The following is a 19,006-nucleotide window of genomic DNA, read 5'->3' on the forward strand; positions in this document are numbered from 1 at the left end:
CGCCTCGTCAGTCATTATCGATATCTAAATATGACGGTGAGCTCGTGCGCTCCGTCTTCAGCATTTTTGCTTCCGACCTGACATTAAGCTGAGCTGAGTAATGGCCAACCATATTTTGCTCTCCACTGCTGCTCACCCAGCCTGAGGAGCAGGCTGCTGTTTTGGCAGTTCTTCATGAAGTCCTCAAGAGTCAGATAATGGAAGCACCATTCGTACTTAAGCAACTCTGGGAAGTTAGCTATCGCTAAGCTTGCAGTGCCCGGATCGGCGCATAAATGTTCTCTGGCTCGAGAACTCAGATTAGAGGCCATCCCTGAATACACAGCTATCTTGCTGTAGTACTCGGAAAGATCTTCAGTATAGCGCTTTGCTCGAGCTCCAATGTCATAGTTACGGACCCCTGCCCGCTGCTGAGTCCTTTTTCTGGTGTATTGCTTTTGAACCGGTTTCTGGCGTTGCAGTACATGAATAGGTGTATCGGTACTTATGTAGTACCAACCTGGTGAGCTTGGTATATCGCGATCCTCAGGCCACTTTAAGCCCTGAGAAACCATCGTGATGGATTTGTGTTGGCTCTCAAGGTACAACGATAGATCTCTCATCGGCCCCTCCCCTCATGAAACAACAAGCTTTTGCCTCGAGCCATAAACCTTACTTTCCGTTATGCTGGCGCCAAATTGCTATCAACTTCACATTATTACTTGATCATGAATTCAGTAGTCCTCAAGACCGAACCCGCTACCGTAATTATCTGCGGCAAGTGTAATGAGCCGGTACAGATGATCATCGACCGCTTTGCAACTACTGCCGATACCCAGGCCGTGCTTCAACACGCAGCCCAAGGCTGCTCGATAAAGCAGGTCACGGTAGAGGAAGCTTGGGAGTTCGGAGGTGAATGTAGCTGTGCCTCCTCAAGATAGTGGTCAATACTGAGCTGGATTGACCAAGGCGGTTATGTTAATCGAGCTCTCTATCCTTTTTGCGAGATTGCCGCTCTATGCGGAATTCTTTCGCTATAAGGATTGCTACCACAAGAAGGCCTAACCCTTCGAGTTGTAGTACCGAATCAGAAGGGTCTACACATACGCAGTAAAGGCCGCAAAAACTGTAAAACGCGGCTAGCCCCACCAACACCCAAACAACTCCTCAGAAAACAAAAAGCCTCTTTAACAGGGCTGAGCATCACTAGAGCGCAGGCTACGCTGCTAACGTCCAGCCTCAAGGTTTACGGCTGCTAGACGGGAAACTTTACTCGATCTCCGGAGCTGATAAGGTTAAGGAAGAATTCTGGTACGAAAGGCTGAGGGGTATTGGGGTTATAAAGTGAGCGCCTAAATATAGCTCTAATCGCAATCAGGTCTGCTCTCTACCTACCCCTGGCTAACCTTGTCGTAAGGCGGAGTCCTAAGGTTAGTCGTTAAGTCACTCAATCGAGCCCCTCATAGGACATGTTTATTTGTCTCATATTGCTCCTTTGGATGGGTCTCCGCTACCTGGTAACTAGCTTGGTCTGATTCGATATCAGATATGTATCCCCTCCCCTTCTTCGGTGTCTGGCGTATCGTAAGAACCCACGTGTTCGGCTTAGCTCCGATAATGGCGTGGAACCGGGTTGCACTGATGTATTTGAACCACCTGACTTGCTTTTCTTTAAGCACCAACCCTGGGGACAAGGTTCTTTCAACGTAGCCACCACGAACAACCAAGCATATCGCTGACCAAGGATGATCGTGGAGAGTCTCCCCCTTTTGCGCAGTTACCTTGTTCAGCTCAATTACAAAGAAGCTTGTTTTGAGTAGGCAAAACCCTCTTTCATAGCTTGAGGGTCTTGTTAGCTCATGTGCTCTTTCGCTACTCAAGTCTTTGCCTCCACGCAGATCAGATTCAAAATTGGGCATCGTATTACTCTGGTGAGATCACCACCAAGCTCAGAAAATCATGCGAAGCAAAGCGTATTGCATTGCTAAGGTCTTTAGTGGTTTCATGTGTTACGTATTACCCTCTATCGTATGATGTTATTGAACGATAGTGAAATGATTAAGCAGAATCTGTCAGGTTATGAATAGATCGAGGCTAAACTCGGCATCATACAGACCACTGAGATGACAGATAAAAAGGAGTTTTCTAGCTGAAGTAGGCTAGTGAACGAAGAGTGTATGGATAAATATACAGTAAGGATATAGCAGACAAAAAGAACCCGGTAAGGATGGCTGTCTTGTGAGAGGGACGAAGCCACCGCATACCGGGAGGATTTTTACCGCACCAAGCCTGAGAAACCTGGTGTGGTTAAATGTGCATACCAATCCTCCCAAAGTCGCGATCAGGCGTCAACGCTTTTTCGCTATCTTTTTACGTATTCGGTACTTCTTCACCCTTTTTTTTACCCAGCCATTACCGGTAATGCTTTTTTAAGCACATACGGCATGGTTAGCATCCTTGAGTTTAAGTCCCGCTCTATAGAGCGCCTGACAGAGTTTTGCGCTAATGCGCATGCTCTGCCAAGACTTACTCATGCTCGATATTTGCCTCAGACAGATCTAAGTGTGCCTGGCGCCAAGCCCGTCAGATACAAACCGTTCGCTCAGCGAACGCATAAGCCTCATCAGATGCATACTCAGCATCGAAACTCATGTGTAGCTTTATTCAAACTTCTTATACATAGGCTTGATATAGCTACTCGCGAGTGCCTCTTTGTTAACCCTAAAAGGAAAATCAGACGCCCGCTTTATGTACCAGAAATGGCACGGGAAACCAGTCTCGCTGATCGTACTGTTCAGCGATGTCTCGCTTCTTTGGTACGCTCTGGATATCTTATACGAACTGGCAACCGATACTTTCTGTCGCTGACATTTTTCCGGGATCTAAGACTAGATATCTCTTACCTACGCTTACAGAAACAATTGGTTGGGTTGAGCAAGAAGGCATCGCTCAATGATATTAAACCCCAGAAGGTTCTGAGCCATAAAAACACTAGCTGTTCTAATGCTCAACATACTGAGCCAAACCAATCAGTTCTGACTCCTAACGTTGCGCGAACTAGAGCTGAGAGTGTAAGAAACACCGCCATACGTGAGGCTTGCCTAGACTTGATGCCTGCCAGGATACGTAAGCGTCTAAAAAGCCGCCCTCCCCCGTAGATAATCTTTTAGTTCATCTATCTAAAACCGTTCGCTCAGCGAATGGTTTTGTCACGCCCGCAATTTCTCTCAAGCCCCTATCAAGAACAAAATCAGCTGACTTTTTAGATTGCTGACTGTATTTGCTCATATCATCAAGCCAGATACACAGTGATCTAGCGACTCACAACCACTTCAACATTCGATTTCCACAAGCAGAAAGAAAATATGTGTCACCCCTTTATCTAAATTTCTGTCGCCCGTAGTAGTAAGAGAAATAAAGAATAGGTCGCTGACAATTCTGTTTTTTTACAAGCGAAACACGTAACAGCATCACCTGCGCACAAAGAATTTAAGCCCAGCGGTGTCAGCAATCATTTGGCTCGAGACGCTCATTGGGTAGAGAACAAGGTCTCCACGCAGGGACTGCTGAGTGAACTGCTTGATAACATAAGAATAGTTTTGTTACTGAGTGACAGAAGGCACAGCAGCACAAATGTCACGGACGTTTTACTTTGCTTAGAGGTAGAGTCCCTAAAGCTTCACTGATCAACTAAGCGATGTAGCCAGTAGCTCATGACTGAGTTTAGCCATGTGTTCGTTCTCAGAGACTAGGGCAGTAACGATCACCATCCAATCTGCCCAAAAGAGTCAGAACTATGCAGTGAACTTTTTAAGCGCAGCTTAATTGAAAGGAAACGCAGAAGTACTGGCCTAGCGTCGATACCAGTTGACGTCGAATCGAGACAGCTTTAGAGACGCTAGCAAACCCTGTTTGGGTTGACGCATGTAATGCAATGGCTTTGTAGTGGACCTACACGCTTATCTACCATTGACCTGCTCAGTCTATCGCTTTGCGAACAGATTTAGGTATTGGAGAAGACGTATTGCTCTTGCCTTTTAGTATTGCCTGTTCAAAAGCGCTTTATAAGCGAAAGAAGACCTAGCAGACATGAAATATCAAATGAGTGAATTTTCTTTTCATTTCATGCGGATAGCAGCACATCTCTAAAAATGTGCCCCTACTTTCGATTATCTAAAACAGCACCTAAAGATCTCAACGCTTCTAGAGATGTCCCGAATGAGCGGATCATGAAAACCTAACGGATTTCTTTCAGCTTATCTGGTTTGGGAAATAATTTTTACGAAATTCGACCTAGTAACCAACCATTATCGTCAGATCATTGCGCACGCACCGTTCACTCAGCGAACGGCTTAGGATATGGCATAGTTTGATTATTACATACACCTATACATACAGAGCTATTAACAGTAGCGCTTATGAGCTCATGAGAGTTAACGATAGTGAAGCGATTTATGTAAGACGAAGCTTGCAGAGGTCATTGATAACAACATCGTCTTTTAACGAAAACCCATATGAAGGTTATCCGTCCGATACCTCTAGTCAGCTAGACTGACACTCCCGTTCGGCCCGGTAAAGCGCTGCCCAAGATGAACTCTTGCTGTCACGTCTGCTTGTTGCGCCATCCTAAAATCAAACAGCCAAACGGCTCTCACTATTAATGATCTGTTGGGCCTGCCTACATAACGGTTTCTCTAGCAAGGTCGTCAGGTGTAGAAAATGACCTTAGGACAGCAGATCTGAGAACAGCCTGGAATACTACTTATGCAGAAAGAACTAAAGCATCTCGATATGGCACGGGAGAGTGCTAAGGAGATGCTTATCGATGTTGATAGGCCATTGCTGCTTTTCAAGGCAAGTTGGCAGACCGTTCGCCACGAGGATTTGCTTGGCTTATTAGCAATCCGCAGCCAACTATTAGATTACATGGCTGCGGGTCACATAATGGGAGATACCCAGCGCTTCTGTTCGGCCCGTGATGCGTTACTCGGGCATGCTGTAGTCTTCCTAGAGAGATTTCAGCCTATCAACGAGATATTGATTGTTGAGCTATCCCTGGCGCTCACAGCCAAGCGCCAGCTGATTGCAAAAACCTTGAGCACTGCCATTTTGAGCAGGGATATTAAGGGAACCCTGACGCTCGATAAATTTCAGGCGTTGTCATTGGCATCATTAGTGAGCAAAGACTATCCCGGCGCCCCCGAATATTGCGGTGGCTTTAACCGAAGCATGTAATTGCGGTGCATTCGATAAGCTGGGCTGTACTGAAGGAATGCTTTGGGGGAAAGCTATTCAACATCTCGTCGTCGGTGACAGTGTAAGATCGGAGAGGGCGGTTCATGAACTCCAGCAGCTACACATCTCCAGAGCTAATCGGGAGCTAGGTAAGCTCAAGCGCGGCTCTGCTTCGAACTTTCAACCTTTTGATATGCTCGATCTGCCGTTAGCAGCGTTGCTTTCACTGATCGAGGTCTCCGGCCAGGCCACATATCCCCTAAGCGAAGCAGCTCACGCCTGTGGTTATGCGCTTGGGGTATCAGCAACGAAACTACATCCCTTCGCTGGAGTCGGCTCTTTTGACCGAGCAAACCTGGCTCATAGTGAAAGATCTGTGCATCTATCAGACAAGGCTGAGCTGCTACCAAAGGGGCGAGTTCGATGACCAGACAAAGATCTCCGGTGCCGTTTAATCCTAGCGCGACCATGGGAGGAGGGTTGTTTCCTAGATCATCTGTAGATGCCACACCAGGCGCTCATCAGCTGTTCCTTGCTGTTGTATTTATGCAAATAGCTTCGTGGCGTTCAGTCTCTTGTGGTACCTACCATAGACTTCTCCTCTAAAAGCCTGCTAGCCAGGTGGATATGATGGATGTATCCCTAAGGCAAACAACGACTCTTCAAACCCTCCTTTATAGGGGCGGCTAGAATCACTCGGTGAGTAGGAAGAACATTAAAGCCGTAATCCGTGAGGTTATCCGAAAGAGGTTAGCGGATAAGAATAAGAGGGAGAAAGACAGAGTGAGCGGAATATAATGTGTACCGCCTGAGATGAGCTATGAGCTTTGCAGGTTAAGCCGCTGCATATACATCTTTCCGCTTGATTCGTTTGATCAGTGAAACCTAATGAATGACAGACTACTCACAGTGGCCATCATTGATGTGGGCATGCTGATGACGTTAAGCCTATGCTTATTTTATTGAATGGGACTGTTGAAGTGACCGAGTAAACCGTTCGCTGAGTGAACGGTTTACCTAACGTTCTTGGATCAACTTAGGATCTGCAAAAGAGCCTTGATCATAAGCCGGGGTAGCGGGGTTTAAGAGTTGACGTGCTTGAAGCAGCAAAATGATTTAAGGCGTCTCTCAATTGCTGTGATCCGCTTGCTTTATGATTAGTATTTTCTGACTCAAATTTGATGCTTGTTTTTTCCCAATCGCGTTCTGTGTTGGGATCACCAGTCGCGTATCTCTGCAAGTCATCCCTCAATTGACTCCTAATGTGGGCAGCAAGCTCTTGTAGTGTTTTGAAGTCAGCTCTTTGAAGAGTTGCTGGCGAAAGCTCTTGGCGAAGGCCAGAGGTAGCTACGATCTCGCCCATCTTTTGCGCTACGGCATCTATAGTGTAGTGCGCTGCAAGATCTTTATATTCTGTAATACCTTTGAATATCTGCCTTAAGGCTCGCACATCGCCATTAAGCGCTAGAGAAGTCGCTGCTTGAAATGCTTCTGAGGGGATTGATTTCCAATTGATTTCAAAATCATGATCGTCAGCGCATTTTTCTAAAAGGAAGCGGGCTGCTCTTGCGTTGCCGTCAGCGAAAGGGCTGACCTTGTAAATTTGGATGTAGTAGGTGGCCATTCGCTCTGCGAATTCAGCCGGTGTAAGCGTAGAGAAAGACTCTTGCTGAAGCCTACCTAATACCCGGCCCAGCTCCATCTCAACTAGCGGTGCAGGTGCGCTAGCCGAACTATACCCGTCACCAACGATGATATCCGTTGTCCTTAGATCACCTGCCCAGGGATACATTTCGCCGAGTAGGTGCTTATGGATCCTCTTCAGGTGATCAATCCCATAGTCACCCTCTGGCATCCCCTCGACAGCTGCCATTGTCGTAAAAAGAGCCTCAGCTTCTCGGATGATGGCCTTATCGGATAACTGGAAATTGTTATTCAGCTGAATCGCCCTGAAATTATCGTGTCCTTTCATTGATGCGATCCTTAGCGACTCATCCGTGCAAAATTTCTTATCGCTTCTTTCGCTGCTGAAGGATCAAACTCAGCATCTGCTGCGGTTGCTAAGATATTTGTGAGCACATCTTTAGCGTCTTGGCTGGTGATCGTAGATCCGCTGAGATCGTTACTAGCAATGGCTGATTGCATCCGGTTAAGCCTTTCCATCGCCTCTACAAGATGCATGGACTCGTTTCTTTCGCGTGTCATATTCACTCCGTCGTTCACAAACAAAGGCTGATGATTAAGGCCTGATGTTGGTAGATGTTTACTGATATCCAATTTCGGAACGTGAGATCTGGGAGGCTAGTATGGGGGATAGGTAGAGGTAGGTTTATCGAGATACCAATCACCTGTAGCTGCTCCACATGTTTGGTATAAGCATATTGTATCTATTGTTTTTTGGTTAGCGCTTTATGCTTTGGATACCGGCTAGGCCAAAGGAAACAGCGTTTACTCGGTTCATTACGAGCTAGATGAAGGACGAGGACCTTGATAGAGACTGGTTAGCGAAGAGAGTGTAGGCCAGCGCTGAGATATCAAGATGTGCTTAGGTTGTCGAAAGAGGAGGGCAATTTAAAAGGTTAAAGCGTTAGCGATAGGAATACTTTGTTGACGTTGACCCCTAAGAGGTACGCGAGAGCCAAGCAATTATGAGTAGGTTTATGTGGCCAGACTCATCAGTTTCTGAGGATGATATGCCTCACTGAGATGCATGATTAGATATCAGATTACTTGAAGTATCTCGCTTCGCCACTTGGCTCTAGAAAGGGGGCTGGGATAAGGCGCCCAGCCTTGGTAAGGGCAACTAGCGCATATAGAAGCTTGAAGCACCGTCACGGTCTTCCGATGTGCTTGATGGCTCAGTATGGCCTCCAAACAGATCACCTTGCGCAAATCTGAAGCGAAGAGGGTTTACCTTATGGTCCCATTCCATAATATCTTCCGCATCACCAGGCCATGGCCGTGGTAAGGGAAAACTATGTCCTCTTTCGACATTGATTGATCTTGGGCCATAGTATATTTGGTTAGTCAGCATCGTATGGCCGAGCATTGCTGCCAACTCGAAGCGGGTGTATTTATGACTGCGCCTCACTTCTTCTGCAAAGATGTGCCTAGCGGTGTATAGGCTTACGCTTAGTTGTCGCTTTTTCTCTACCTCGCTCCCTTTAGCCTTTCTCTTAACGTTGGCAGTGTTTTTATCGCTAAACACATCGAAAGATGGGTTCCGATTGATCACTCGTTTCCAGGCACGGCTAAGGGCTTTCCTGGTCCTGCCTAAATAGTCCTCAAATCCCTCAGCTTGGGCCTGCACCTCGGCTAACAGCGCTTTGATAATCATGCGCCTTTGTTCAGGTATTTCATCAAGCAACAAATAACGTTTGGAGCGTAAAGGATTGTCTTCACGGCGTTGGTATTGTTTCAGGGTGATGACTTCCAAAACTGGCCCTAACGTCAATTTGGTTTCGGGATCGTAAAATGTTTCTAGATACCGGGCGTCTCGCCATTCATGGGGGCGTAATCCCATCATTAAGGTTGCCGTGAAGAAGAGGGCTGCCGAAGGTCCAGAGCTATATTTAGGGGTGCCTGCTTCATCACAAACCATCAGGTCATCGAGCAAAGCGTCTAGCGCGTTGGCATGGATATAAGACAGGTATAGGGCATTATTCTGAGCCACACCTGCGACCATGACTTTCTCGAACTGCTTAGCGTCTTCGGCATCAGTTACCAAGGCTTCTTCTTTCGATCCTGGCGGTACCCAATTTCTAATTTTTGCTGCCTCAGGATGACCAATGCTTTCCACATATGAAGCAAGCCAGCGCCTATAGCATTTGGCCGTGGTGATCCCTATCCCATGAACGGTAACGCGCTCATCAAGCCAGTTGACCAGGGAGCCTATATTGAGATCGTTATCGTTAGTGTCAGCTCGGTAACGTTGGAGTAGTCCTTTTGCTCGTTCGCGAAGGCTTTCGCTTACTCCGGGCATCCATAATTCCTGTGTTTTCTAAGTCTGGTGCTAGAGGGCTTAACAAGCTCTCGGTTTCGGGCGGTAGCTCCGTTTTGGCTGTATCACCCAAAACAGACCTACCGTAATATAACTGGACACATTTTTCGTGTGTCCAAGGTATGATACAGCTTGTGTCCAACCCCTGATACAGGTAGGTGTCCATAACCTGATACAGATGCCGTCCAACCCCTGATACAGGTAGGTGTCCATAACCTGATACAGATGCCGTCCAAGCTATGATACAGGTTAAAGCTGGATATTTTCTTCGAAACGCTAAGCTCGTATGTTTGAGAAAGGTAGGAAACCTTTCTATACCAAAGCATTCGTGTCGTCAGATCGGCCCGACACAACCCTTCGAAACCAAACATCACTTACACCCTTGTTTTCTCCCAGCTTGATGTAACTTCATTAGTGGACCATAGAGCATGTATTCCAGCTCTGCTCTTATAAGCGGCCTTGAACGGTGGCATGTGTAAGTGATGGCGGATCGTCTCTTGGGCTTGCCAAGATCAATGCTGGGTCACTACCGGGAGTCTGAAGCAGGTCATGCCAGATTTTGCAGGTATGGCGAGACTGGCAGGCTGGGCATAGAAAACAATCCAAAACCTTACTAAGAGATCCCATAGAGCGCCATTTCTGCCAGTTTTACCAGCTCTGGCAGGTTTGCCATTTCAGCCAGTTCTACCGATTCAGCCAGATGTGGCGAATCTGGCTCAAAACCAAGCTCGACTGCTCAGAAGTCGTCCCGAATCATGCCATTTCTGCCAGTTTTACCAGCTCTGGCAGGCTTGCCATTTCTGCCAGCTCTACCGATTCAGCCAGATATGGCGAATCTGGCTCAAAACCAAGCTCGACTGCTCAGAAGTCGTCCCGAATCATGCCATTTCTGCCAGTTTTACCAGCTCTGGCAGGCTTGCCATTTCTGCCAGCTCTACCGATTCAGCCAGATATGGCGAATCTGGCTCAAAACCAAGCTCGACTGCTCAGAAGTCGTCCCGAATCATGCCATTTCTGCCAGTTTTACCAGCTCTGGCAGGCTTGCCATTTCCGCCAGTTCTACCGATTCAGCCAAATATGGATAATTTGACTCAGAAGTAGGCATAACTGCTCGCAGAGTCGTTCCGAGTCGTGCCATTTGTGCCAGATTTACCAGCTCTGGCAGAGTTGCCAGAATTGAAAAATCAGTCAGCTCTGGCATTTCTTCCACCGAAGTAAGGATATGAAGCCCTTAAAGCAGCTCCGTTTTCTCCAAATTTGGCAGTTTTGCCAGAAATATTGAGTGCTGGCATTGCCACCATTTATGAAGAGCACTATCATGATTTCTATCGTGCAATATCATTAAATGGTGTAAAAATGGATTTCGCTGTAGCCGAGGTATCAATCCCCTCTGGTATGGCATCGGCTCCAGTACTTACAGAGCTGAAGTCGTTGCGAGGCACTAAAGAAGAGTCGGCCAAGGAAAAAGAGGAGGGAGGCCTTCGTTATAAAGCCATACGACAGGAGGGGCTGCGAGTCGGGGCTCAATCAGGTCTTGCCTATCGTTATGGCCTGATCATGCAATACCTTCATAAGGTTGAGCCCAAGTTGAACGTTACCTATAGCTTCAATGGGTTCATAAAAGATGGTCGGTTGTTGGTACCAGCTGTGGTCGAAGTAAGAAATAAGTTTCAGCTTGACCCTGAGAAAGGTGAGGCCAGGGTTGTACGCAACGCTGTGACAGTAGAAGAAGAGGCCCGTATAGTTTCAGTCGTTCCAACATGGCGTGACTATCTCTGGCAAGAATATTCAATGCCTGAAATGCCCCATCCTTCACTTCTCCCGCGTACGGATGCTGAATCATTAGCATGGAGCCAAGCTGTTGATCAGGGTTGGAAAGCAGGAGTCTCTCAAGCTGATGAGATCTATTCAGATCGTCTGGCTCAGTTAACGAAAGCGGTTGAAGGTCGTCACACCTATATAACGCTTGAAAACAAGAAGATGTTCTCTCCAGCCTCATTACGAGTTGTCGCGAATAAAGTAACGTTTAATGGACGGACCATGAACGTAGGAGAAACCATCTACACCGTGGGTAACGAGGCAGGATATACCCCAGCCAAAGATTGGGCTCCTGTATGGACGCGTTAAAAGGTTCTATCAGCCTCGGAGCAATGAGTGCTCTTCCAAAACCACTATTTAATGATCCAGTAATTCTGGACTTAGAAGCTCTAAACCAGATGTTGGTGTTTTGCCTTGAGAACAAGGCTGATGACCTAGTGCTTTTAAGTGGTAACCCGTGGGGCATCATCTGGTCTGAGTCAGTGCGTCTTCTAGGCCAGCGACCACTCGAAACTGCTGAGCTGGAAGCCTTGCTAGTCAAAATGACAGGGAATCCCAATGCCGCTATCGATATTAGCCAGGCTGATGACATTGATTTTAACTACAGCTTACCCGTAGGACGAGGAAGAACGTTACGAATACGCTGTAATGCTACCGGTTGTTTAGGAGTGAATGGTCAACCGGGGTTGGAGATTGTCATGCGTCCAGGTGGGAAGGTCCCCCCGACAATGGATGACTTAGGTTTACCAGACTATATAAAGAAAGCTGCCACGCCTAAGACAGGAATTGTTTTGATATGCGGCCCTACTGGTTCAGGTAAAACAACGATACTTGATTCCATCATGCGTTCATGGGCAACACATCCAGATGGAAAGCATATCATCACCTATTATGCTCCCATAGAGAATGACCTGAACGTTATCCCTAATCGCACCGGTTTGATTGCTCAAACTGAGATTGGACGTCCAGGTTATGGCGCCCATCTTAAGTCTTTCGATAAAGGCACAAGGAATAGCTTACGTCGACATGGCCAAGTCATCGCTTACGGAGAAGCAAGGGACAAAGAAACTATTGAGGGGGCAGTACTTTCCTCTCAGACAGGGCATGTGACCTACTCAACTACGCATACACCAAATGTGCATATGGCTATACCTCGCTTGGCAGATGTTTTTAGTGGGGCAGATCGTGTACGTATCACCAATGCACTAATAGACAATGTCCGCTTAATCGTTCATCAGCGCCTTCTTCGGCGACCAGAAGGAATAGGAAGAACACCGATTAGGCAAGCGCTGGCGTTCTCACAAGACCTTCGTAGCGAACTGCTAAGAGTCCCCATCGACCAGCTTCCTCTGGCTATTTTTGAAGCTACCAAGAAGTTTGGTATAGATCTATTTGAGGATGCTGTTAGGCAATTTGATGCTGGATTGATTCATGAAGATGAGATGGCTTCCCTTGAGGCAGAGCTCAAGTCAGAGAGGTTGTAATGCCGTTAATGGATAACGAGGGGAATACGATCATCACGGCACATGCCAGTAAAAAATCGAAAGTAAGCCTGAAATTGTTTGAGGCTCACACGAGTGTTCTGGTGCCTTTACTCATCATTCCAGTTCTACCGTTTTGGATAACAGTTAAAGCTGCGTGTTTTTCGATACTCGTACTGATTCTCTTGGAACGTCGTGGCTGGACACTGAGCATAGCGCTCAAGCGTTTACGTACCTCTTTTGCAGGGCGCTATCGGTTTAAGAAAACGCGTCGATCCCTGCAACGCAGAATGAACCATTAAGGACACTTCATGAAAAAGAATTCAGCATCCTCGCCCCTAACACGCTTAGTCGCCGATGATAATGGCTATGCTGATCATAAACTGGCGTGGCTAGATGAGGGCGGAAATATAATGACCCTCAAGGTTCCTTCCTTAATCGAGCCTGGCGTAACCTTCGGCTCAGCGCAAGGTGGGCGAGAGGGCGCATATGCTGTTGAAGGGCAGGAGTTCACCTGTTCCTCCAAAGTGAGGAAGCCACTAAATCTTCGTACTGCTGACTATCCATTTTCCGTCCAGAATAGAGTTCTATTTACCCATGCCTTGGCGCGTGCTGGTCTGCTCGATACTCCTGTAGAAGTAGCTGTTACGTTACCTTTCCGTGACTACTTTAGCGAGAAAGGCACTATCAATACTGAGCTCAAGGAAAAGTCAGCATCGAATTTCATCAAGAATGATGTATCGCTGTTTGATAGTGCAGCCAAACCTCTTGTAAAGGATGTTTCGGTCTATGCCGAGGCGCTTTCCGCATTCTTTGACTGGGCAATGGATGATAAAGGGCAGCTCACGCAAAATTATGATGAGTTGTGTGATGTCGAGGGTGAGATTCTGATCGTCGACATAGGTGGCTCGACCACAGACTTGGCCTCCATACAGATTTCCAATGAAGTTTCGCAAGGACAGATGCTCATCAACCAAGCTAAGTCTGGAACTGAAACTATTGGTGTGCTCGATGCAAAACGAAAGCTTGAAGCCCTAATGCGCCAAGAAATGATTAGCGAGGGCATGAACATGCTTGAAGGACACACAGGCCAGTTAGAAGAGAACGTGATAGGACGTGCTTTTGAAACTGGATCTGTAATGTATGCCCAGAAGCGCTGGGACTTTTCGCATGCTCGAGCCCAAGCCTGCCAAGAGGTAGCAAGCCGTATTACGAGATTCATTAATACGAAGGTTGGTAATCCAAATGCCTACTTCGCAATCCTTGTCGTTGGTGGTGGCGCTGTTGTTTTTAGAGAGTCCCTAAAGCAAATGTTCAACAACGCAACATTCTTGGATGAATTTGCTAACGCAAAAGGTGCTCTCAAATTCCTCATGGAAAAGCGTAACCGGTAAAGGGATGTGTAATGAGTAAGAGAGTGATTCATTCGAAATTTGGTGAAAGGATCTCTTTATCGCTTAAGGCTCCTGCTGGGGAGGGGCCTAAGGCAAGAGCCTTACAAAGACTGGTTAAGAGACTGACAGAAGCGTCTGAACTTGGGACAACTGATCAATGGATCAAGCAAGTTCTCTTAGCGCACGTGCAGAGAGAGATGATTGCCCAAGGTGAACTCGATCCCTCTGAAATGAGCGACTTTGGAAACTACGACCTACGAGGGGTCTCATCTGGCCGCGCTACTCAAGTGACCAAAAGTGTTACTCAAGAGGCCAACCGCGAGAGTGAAGACAGAATTACCGAATTTGATAGCTTGACTGTTGGAAGCGCTGGGAACATCCCATCATATCCAGGCGAAGCAAATCATTTGCAGAGCAGCCATAGCGAAAAGGGTAACTCAAGCATAGGGGCACCGACGCGGAGATTGCCTGAGTCTGCATTCTCACTTATGGGATAGTAATGGGGCCATCTGGCCCCTTTTATTTGCTGGGTTTCGTGGGAATTCAAGTCAATAACTGTTGAAGGCATAACTATTTTTCAACATCGTCTTGGCGGTTAATCTTCAGCAGGAGCAGCCTGTTGAATACAGGGCCATGCGAAGCAATGAAGATCTGAGTAGTTTCGTTCCTGTACAACTCCCTCATCCAGTCTAGCGACTGTACATAACATTCGAATTGCCTAAGCAGTATTCGGTGTCGCTCCTCAAGCCTGACAGTGACCTTATGTGGAGTTGGAATACTGATCCAAGAGTCATTCCATTTCTCGGCTAACAAAACTTCGTCCATCGTCTCGCTAAGCGGTGTTTGCTGGAAGGTCTGATCGATCAGGTCCCTAAGCCAGGCGGCACGACTGGGTGCGTTCTTATTAACGCGAGCCAGTAAACTGGCCCCTTGCTCAACGATATCAAGACAATCCTGATTGAGCCGGAAAGTGAAGTTCTGCCCTGGTATGCCTGGTCTGCCAATGAGAGTGGTCATGTAGATCCTAGTAGAGGAGATATAACTCTGGTTGCTTTATCAATACTGTATTGATAAAGTAAATCTGTATTGCTAGTATAGGCCCTATCAAAACGCCAAATCTGCATTGAGGAGTTGGGAATGAGGTTCCAAGAAAAAACATTTGAGTTAGGCTCGCTCTCAAATGCTTATCGCCCATGCAATGAGCTGGCAGATAAGGTCTTACGTGACTGTCTTACCCTGCCTGCCGACTCAGGTGTTCCATTACCTTGGGCAAGAGGTAACAGGCTCAATCTTACGGGTAGATTGAATGCAATTGCCGCTATTTCAAGCAGAAACTTTGGGGTAGCAAGAAGGGGAAGTGGGGGTAGAGCGCAATACAAATGTTACTACCGGCGTGAGCTGGCAGGAGTTTGGTTTGCTGAAATCTGGGGCACATGGAAAACTGCTTTCATAGCTGCTCCTTATGCGGTAGCAGCCAATAGCCTAGGCCCCTTTTTGACGAGATCCATCCGTACCGGTTCAGAGTATCCTGGTCAAAATCTCGCGCTGTTCCTGATTGGCTTGATGATGGTTCTACTGTTTGTACCTCGGGCACTACTGGCACTAGGTAACCAGTTTGCGTCCTCAACAACGACAGGCAAGCAGCAAGTCGAGTCTGCTGGCCTGATAGCGTTACCAATGGGGCTGCTAGGACTCATGTTTACCATATTTGGGCTCTTTAGAGAGTGGAGCGTATCGGAGTTAGGTTTCCTGATAAACACCCTGCTGGACAGGTTCGTTTTTAACTCAAGTTTTCTACTAACCATCCCCTATGCACTCGGATACTTAGCCTTCGTAGCTGTGTTTCTCGCTTGCCTGTCGTTTTTCTTTTGGCATGCCTCTATCAGGTATTTAGGTGCCAAGCAGGCCTACGATGTTTTGATAAAGGCACGTATTAGCTTCAATGACGATGTAGTTAAAGCCTTTAGTAGTACGTTTCAGGCTATTGCAGTAAATCAGGAGGGTAGGCCTCAGGTAGTGGTAGGGGCATTATTGTATTTCCTCGTTATCTTGCTTTCAGTAAGTCCAGTGCTCGTTTGGCTGGCATAAAAAAGCCGCACCTTGGTGCGGCTTTTTTATTCCTTAGGTTTCTATGTCAGTCATTGCTGCCAGGTTGAATGGGCTTCATCTCTCCCTTGCCACCAGCTTCCTTTGGTTTTCCACTTGGCATGCCTCTGCCCTTCATTGTTACCGTCTTAGCATTATTTACGAAACCAATCATGTTATGACGGGCCTTCTCTTCGCTAGATCCATCGCCAGTAACTTCATGTCCGCCATTCACCCATCTCAACCCTCTCTCGAAAAGCTCAGAGTGAAGATTGAAAATCCGGCTCAGCAAGTTGTAGGCAAAAATTCCACTAACAACTAGTGCGCCGATGGTTATAAAGAAAAAAGTGAAGCCACTGACAACAACACCTTGAAGATAGTCAATGAACCATGACACCAAGTATGCAGCAGGGCGCAGAAGCATAAAGATGCCGAAGAAGCCTGCTACACGAAGGATTGGATTGAGGTATAGGCCGATCATAAGCATATAGCCTTGCCGAGTATGCTCACTGCCCCATCCTTCACGTTCGGCAGTACCATGCGCAGACAGCCACATTGGACTGACTAAAAGGCATTCGATATAGAATAGTAGCCAGGACATTACCCCCATAAACCATGAGGTTAGTGGGATAGTTGGCAAAACGACACCTAAGAGAAAGCCTACAAAAATCAGTGCCATCAGTAAGTAATCTACAAGCTGAGAGACTTCGCCTAGGAAATGCTTGATTCCTGACACAAGGCCTGCCGCAGGGCCTGAGGCTAGCTTGGCGACCCATCCTATTGGGTTATAGTCTGAAAAGCCTGCCGCAGCCTCTACACTTTTGTTTACTCCATCCAGAGTCCCGACTACTGTAGAAACGGCTATCGTTTTGGCCCACCAACCTACCTCGGATGCAGTGCCTGCGGCTGACCCAAAGTATTGAAGGTTAATCAGCATATCGTCAGGGCTGTTTTTGTACAGCATGCCTCTCATGGTCCAGGCAAACGCACTATAAACTGCACTTTTTATGCTATCGATTACTCCCTCGCCTTCTGCGCCAGCGTCTGCTATAGCAGATAGAGAAGGTATGTTTGTCTCGGAGACCTGTGTGCTTTCTATTCCCCCCGACGCTTTGTTAAGCCCTCTGATTCTTCCCGATATCTCAGACAACCTTGGATCATCTAGCCATTCTTTATCCAGTTGTGGAGGCGTCACAATGGCGGCCATCGTGCTGGCAAGTTTATTGATTTCGCTCTGATTGATATTGATCTGCCAAAAAATTGTACCTAGGGCAGGCCAACCAACCGATTTTGTCTGCTCGCGCCATCCACCAGCGTTATCATTTTTATGAGCATTTTTAGCATCGTTGAGTTTGTTTACAACCGAGGCCACAGCAGCCTGGGTAAGGCTGTTATATAAAATTACTGCTTCATTGAATTTTGAGACAGCTTGATTAATCTTCCCGTTTACCTCGTTAGCAGCTTGCTCATAAGTGGATTGAGAAGACTGCCCATTCTCTTGCAAAGCCCTTAAAGCATTCTCATCAGCAAGGAGCATACTGGCTATTTCGGCAATACGTGGTTGCACCTGAGTGATGATCTCTGCTTGCTTTTGGCCTATAAAGGCAGGCCCACCATAAGCAGCTGTTTGGTCAGATGTGAAGGAAATGGCGACAGGTTTTTCTGGCGCTCCTAAAGACTTTTCTATTGAGAACTCAATCGCACCGCAGTAATCATTTCGAGGATTCGATGACCATGACCAGGTTCGTTCCTCGTTATATCCATAAGCGAGCTTATTAATGATCTTGTAAGTTTTTGTCTGCTTGCTAACGGTAGGCGTTATCGTCTGCTTATGCGTATAGCTATTTATGTATTGTCTACATACTTCGCTTTCGATCCACGACAAGACTGTGCTTCTGCCATCCTGAAGAGCAGGTGAGCGGTAGGCGCCGAAATCATAAAGGTAGTCAAGCCCAACACCCATAAGATAGTTGCCATGCTCGTTACCCTTTTCAGCAACAGTTATTACGCCGTATTGTAGGGTACTAAAGCCGCTGGTGAGGGGAATGAGCAGTATTGTGGCAATGCCAATTCGTAATGGCATCCAGAAGGATGAAATGACTTGCCCACCAGGTACACCTTTGTTGGCCGTCTGAATAACAAAGTTGGTACCACCGATAACGGCCAGCCAAGCCATGACACAAAGCGCAACAGCATTTAAAACTACTGAAAGTACTGAGAGAAGAGATTTCTCGCCCCAGACTGGGGAGGTTGTACCGTAAGCAATCCAGTGCAACGCCTTGAGTCCGAAATCTACAGCAAAATCATCCGCAGAAGCCGGAGAACTAAAGGCAATCATTGCCAAGGCGATCAGACCTAGATGTACCTTTTTCAATCGAATGCTAAGCATCCTGACTCACTCCTTGAGGCCTTCAGAGACGCAGGTTTTCCCAGTGTTGCGCTTACTGATCTCTTCGCTGAAAAGGTTATAGGCAAGAAAACTTGATCGCAGCCTAAAGCCTGTATAGATGGCAAGTGGAACGCCATAGAAAAGCCATGTGTTAAACGGGACGTGATACCTAACAAGCGCTGCGATACCTTTCGTCAAGGTAATCAACGCCCAGATAAAGGCAGGCCCCATGAAGGCCATTATTATCAGATGCCCAACTTTAGACTTTTCAAGCAAGTTGATTGGTATGGAGTCGAGCTGAAAGATGGCTCGGCTATTCTTCCGTTCAACTGCCAACACACGCCTCAAAAGAGGAAACGAAGCTCTATGGGCAAGGATTTGGCCCTGCCTTTTCCAAGCATCTATAGCTAACAAAAAGCGAAACGTTTTACGGGTCTTATCAAAAAGCCTTTTCTCTTCGGTAGCCTTCGTTTCTGGCTCAGCTGTTCGCTGTTTAGGGGGGTGGGTATTAGGCGGGTCTGCCGCAGGTACTATTTCGGTATCCGGGCGGTCTCGTTGAGGCATATGCGTCACCTTTCGTTCTGACTGGGAAACCTTTTTGCTGTTGCAAGGGCGGTTTATTCTG

Annotated in this window: 14 protein-coding genes; 6 read left to right on the forward strand and 8 right to left on the reverse strand. The window is 47.1% G+C overall.

Annotated elements, in window-relative coordinates; translation table 11 throughout:
- Positions 1 to 83: 83 nt before the first annotated feature.
- Positions 84 to 602: a hypothetical protein gene (locus HMPREF1487_RS25025; protein WP_010799586.1), complete on the reverse strand. Its 519-nt coding sequence runs from the start codon at positions 600 to 602 to the stop codon at positions 84 to 86.
- Between the two features lie 105 nt (positions 603 to 707).
- Between HMPREF1487_RS25025 and HMPREF1487_RS27560 the strand changes: the two genes are divergently transcribed.
- The gene (locus HMPREF1487_RS27560; protein WP_146766007.1) at positions 708 to 920 is read left to right on the forward strand and encodes a hypothetical protein; all 213 of its coding nucleotides are present in this window, start codon (positions 708 to 710) and stop codon (positions 918 to 920) included.
- Positions 921 to 4,743: 3,823 nt separating this feature from the next.
- Complete coding sequence (locus HMPREF1487_RS25035) at positions 4,744 to 5,214, forward strand: hypothetical protein (RefSeq protein ID WP_010799589.1); 471 nt, start codon at positions 4,744 to 4,746, stop codon at positions 5,212 to 5,214.
- 1,060 nt (positions 5,215 to 6,274) lie between these two features.
- Here the strand turns inward: HMPREF1487_RS25035 and HMPREF1487_RS26515 are convergent.
- The 4 genes from HMPREF1487_RS26515 to HMPREF1487_RS25055 form a co-directional block, all read right to left on the reverse strand.
- Positions 6,275 to 7,186, reverse strand: a complete 912-nt coding sequence (locus HMPREF1487_RS26515) for a Fic/DOC family protein (RefSeq protein WP_010799590.1) — start codon at positions 7,184 to 7,186, stop codon at positions 6,275 to 6,277.
- Between the two features lie 11 nt (positions 7,187 to 7,197).
- Positions 7,198 to 7,419, reverse strand: coding sequence for a hypothetical protein (locus HMPREF1487_RS25045; protein ID WP_010799591.1), 222 nt, complete (start codon positions 7,417 to 7,419; stop codon positions 7,198 to 7,200).
- A 598-nt stretch (positions 7,420 to 8,017) separates the two neighbouring features.
- The gene (locus tag HMPREF1487_RS25050; RefSeq protein WP_010799592.1) at positions 8,018 to 9,196 is read right to left on the reverse strand and encodes a hypothetical protein; all 1,179 of its coding nucleotides are present in this window, start codon (positions 9,194 to 9,196) and stop codon (positions 8,018 to 8,020) included.
- A 1,021-nt stretch (positions 9,197 to 10,217) separates the two neighbouring features.
- Complete coding sequence (locus HMPREF1487_RS25055) at positions 10,218 to 10,415, reverse strand: hypothetical protein (protein WP_146766008.1); 198 nt, start codon at positions 10,413 to 10,415, stop codon at positions 10,218 to 10,220.
- 77 nt (positions 10,416 to 10,492) lie between these two features.
- Between HMPREF1487_RS25055 and HMPREF1487_RS25060 the strand changes: the two genes are divergently transcribed.
- The 3 genes from HMPREF1487_RS25060 (at position 10,493) to parM (ending at position 13,907) form a co-directional block, all read left to right on the forward strand.
- Complete coding sequence (locus tag HMPREF1487_RS25060; RefSeq protein WP_146766009.1) at positions 10,493 to 11,341, forward strand: type IV secretory system conjugative DNA transfer family protein; 849 nt, start codon at positions 10,493 to 10,495, stop codon at positions 11,339 to 11,341.
- Positions 11,329 to 12,516: a type IV pilus twitching motility protein PilT gene (locus HMPREF1487_RS25065; protein WP_010799594.1), complete on the forward strand. Its 1,188-nt coding sequence runs from the start codon at positions 11,329 to 11,331 to the stop codon at positions 12,514 to 12,516. The genes HMPREF1487_RS25060 and HMPREF1487_RS25065 overlap by 13 nt, the downstream gene beginning before the upstream one ends.
- Positions 12,517 to 12,824: 308 nt before the next feature.
- The gene (gene parM / locus HMPREF1487_RS25075; RefSeq protein ID WP_010799596.1) at positions 12,825 to 13,907 is read left to right on the forward strand and encodes a ParM/StbA family protein; all 1,083 of its coding nucleotides are present in this window, start codon (positions 12,825 to 12,827) and stop codon (positions 13,905 to 13,907) included.
- Positions 13,908 to 14,477: 570 nt separating this feature from the next.
- On the opposite strand, the gene HMPREF1487_RS25085 is transcribed toward parM, so the two are convergent.
- On the reverse strand, positions 14,478 to 14,924 hold the full coding sequence (locus tag HMPREF1487_RS25085; RefSeq protein WP_010799598.1) for a hypothetical protein: 447 nt from the start codon (positions 14,922 to 14,924) through the stop codon (positions 14,478 to 14,480).
- 120 nt (positions 14,925 to 15,044) lie between these two features.
- Between HMPREF1487_RS25085 and HMPREF1487_RS25090 the strand changes: the two genes are divergently transcribed.
- On the forward strand, positions 15,045 to 15,995 hold the full coding sequence (locus HMPREF1487_RS25090) for a hypothetical protein (protein ID WP_010799599.1): 951 nt from the start codon (positions 15,045 to 15,047) through the stop codon (positions 15,993 to 15,995).
- Positions 15,996 to 16,041: 46 nt separating this feature from the next.
- Here the strand turns inward: HMPREF1487_RS25090 and HMPREF1487_RS25095 are convergent, their stop codons facing one another.
- Entirely contained in the window at positions 16,042 to 18,381 is a 2,340-nt protein-coding gene (locus tag HMPREF1487_RS25095; RefSeq protein WP_010799600.1) for a DotA/TraY family protein, read from the reverse strand.
- Positions 18,382 to 18,387: 6 nt separating this feature from the next.
- On the reverse strand, positions 18,388 to 18,945 hold the full coding sequence (locus tag HMPREF1487_RS25100) for a hypothetical protein (RefSeq protein WP_010799601.1): 558 nt from the start codon (positions 18,943 to 18,945) through the stop codon (positions 18,388 to 18,390).
- Between the last annotated feature and the right edge of the window lie 61 nt (positions 18,946 to 19,006).

The organism is Pseudomonas sp. HPB0071 (assembly GCF_000478505.2).
GTDB lineage: Bacteria > Pseudomonadota > Gammaproteobacteria > Pseudomonadales > Pseudomonadaceae > Chryseomonas > Chryseomonas luteola.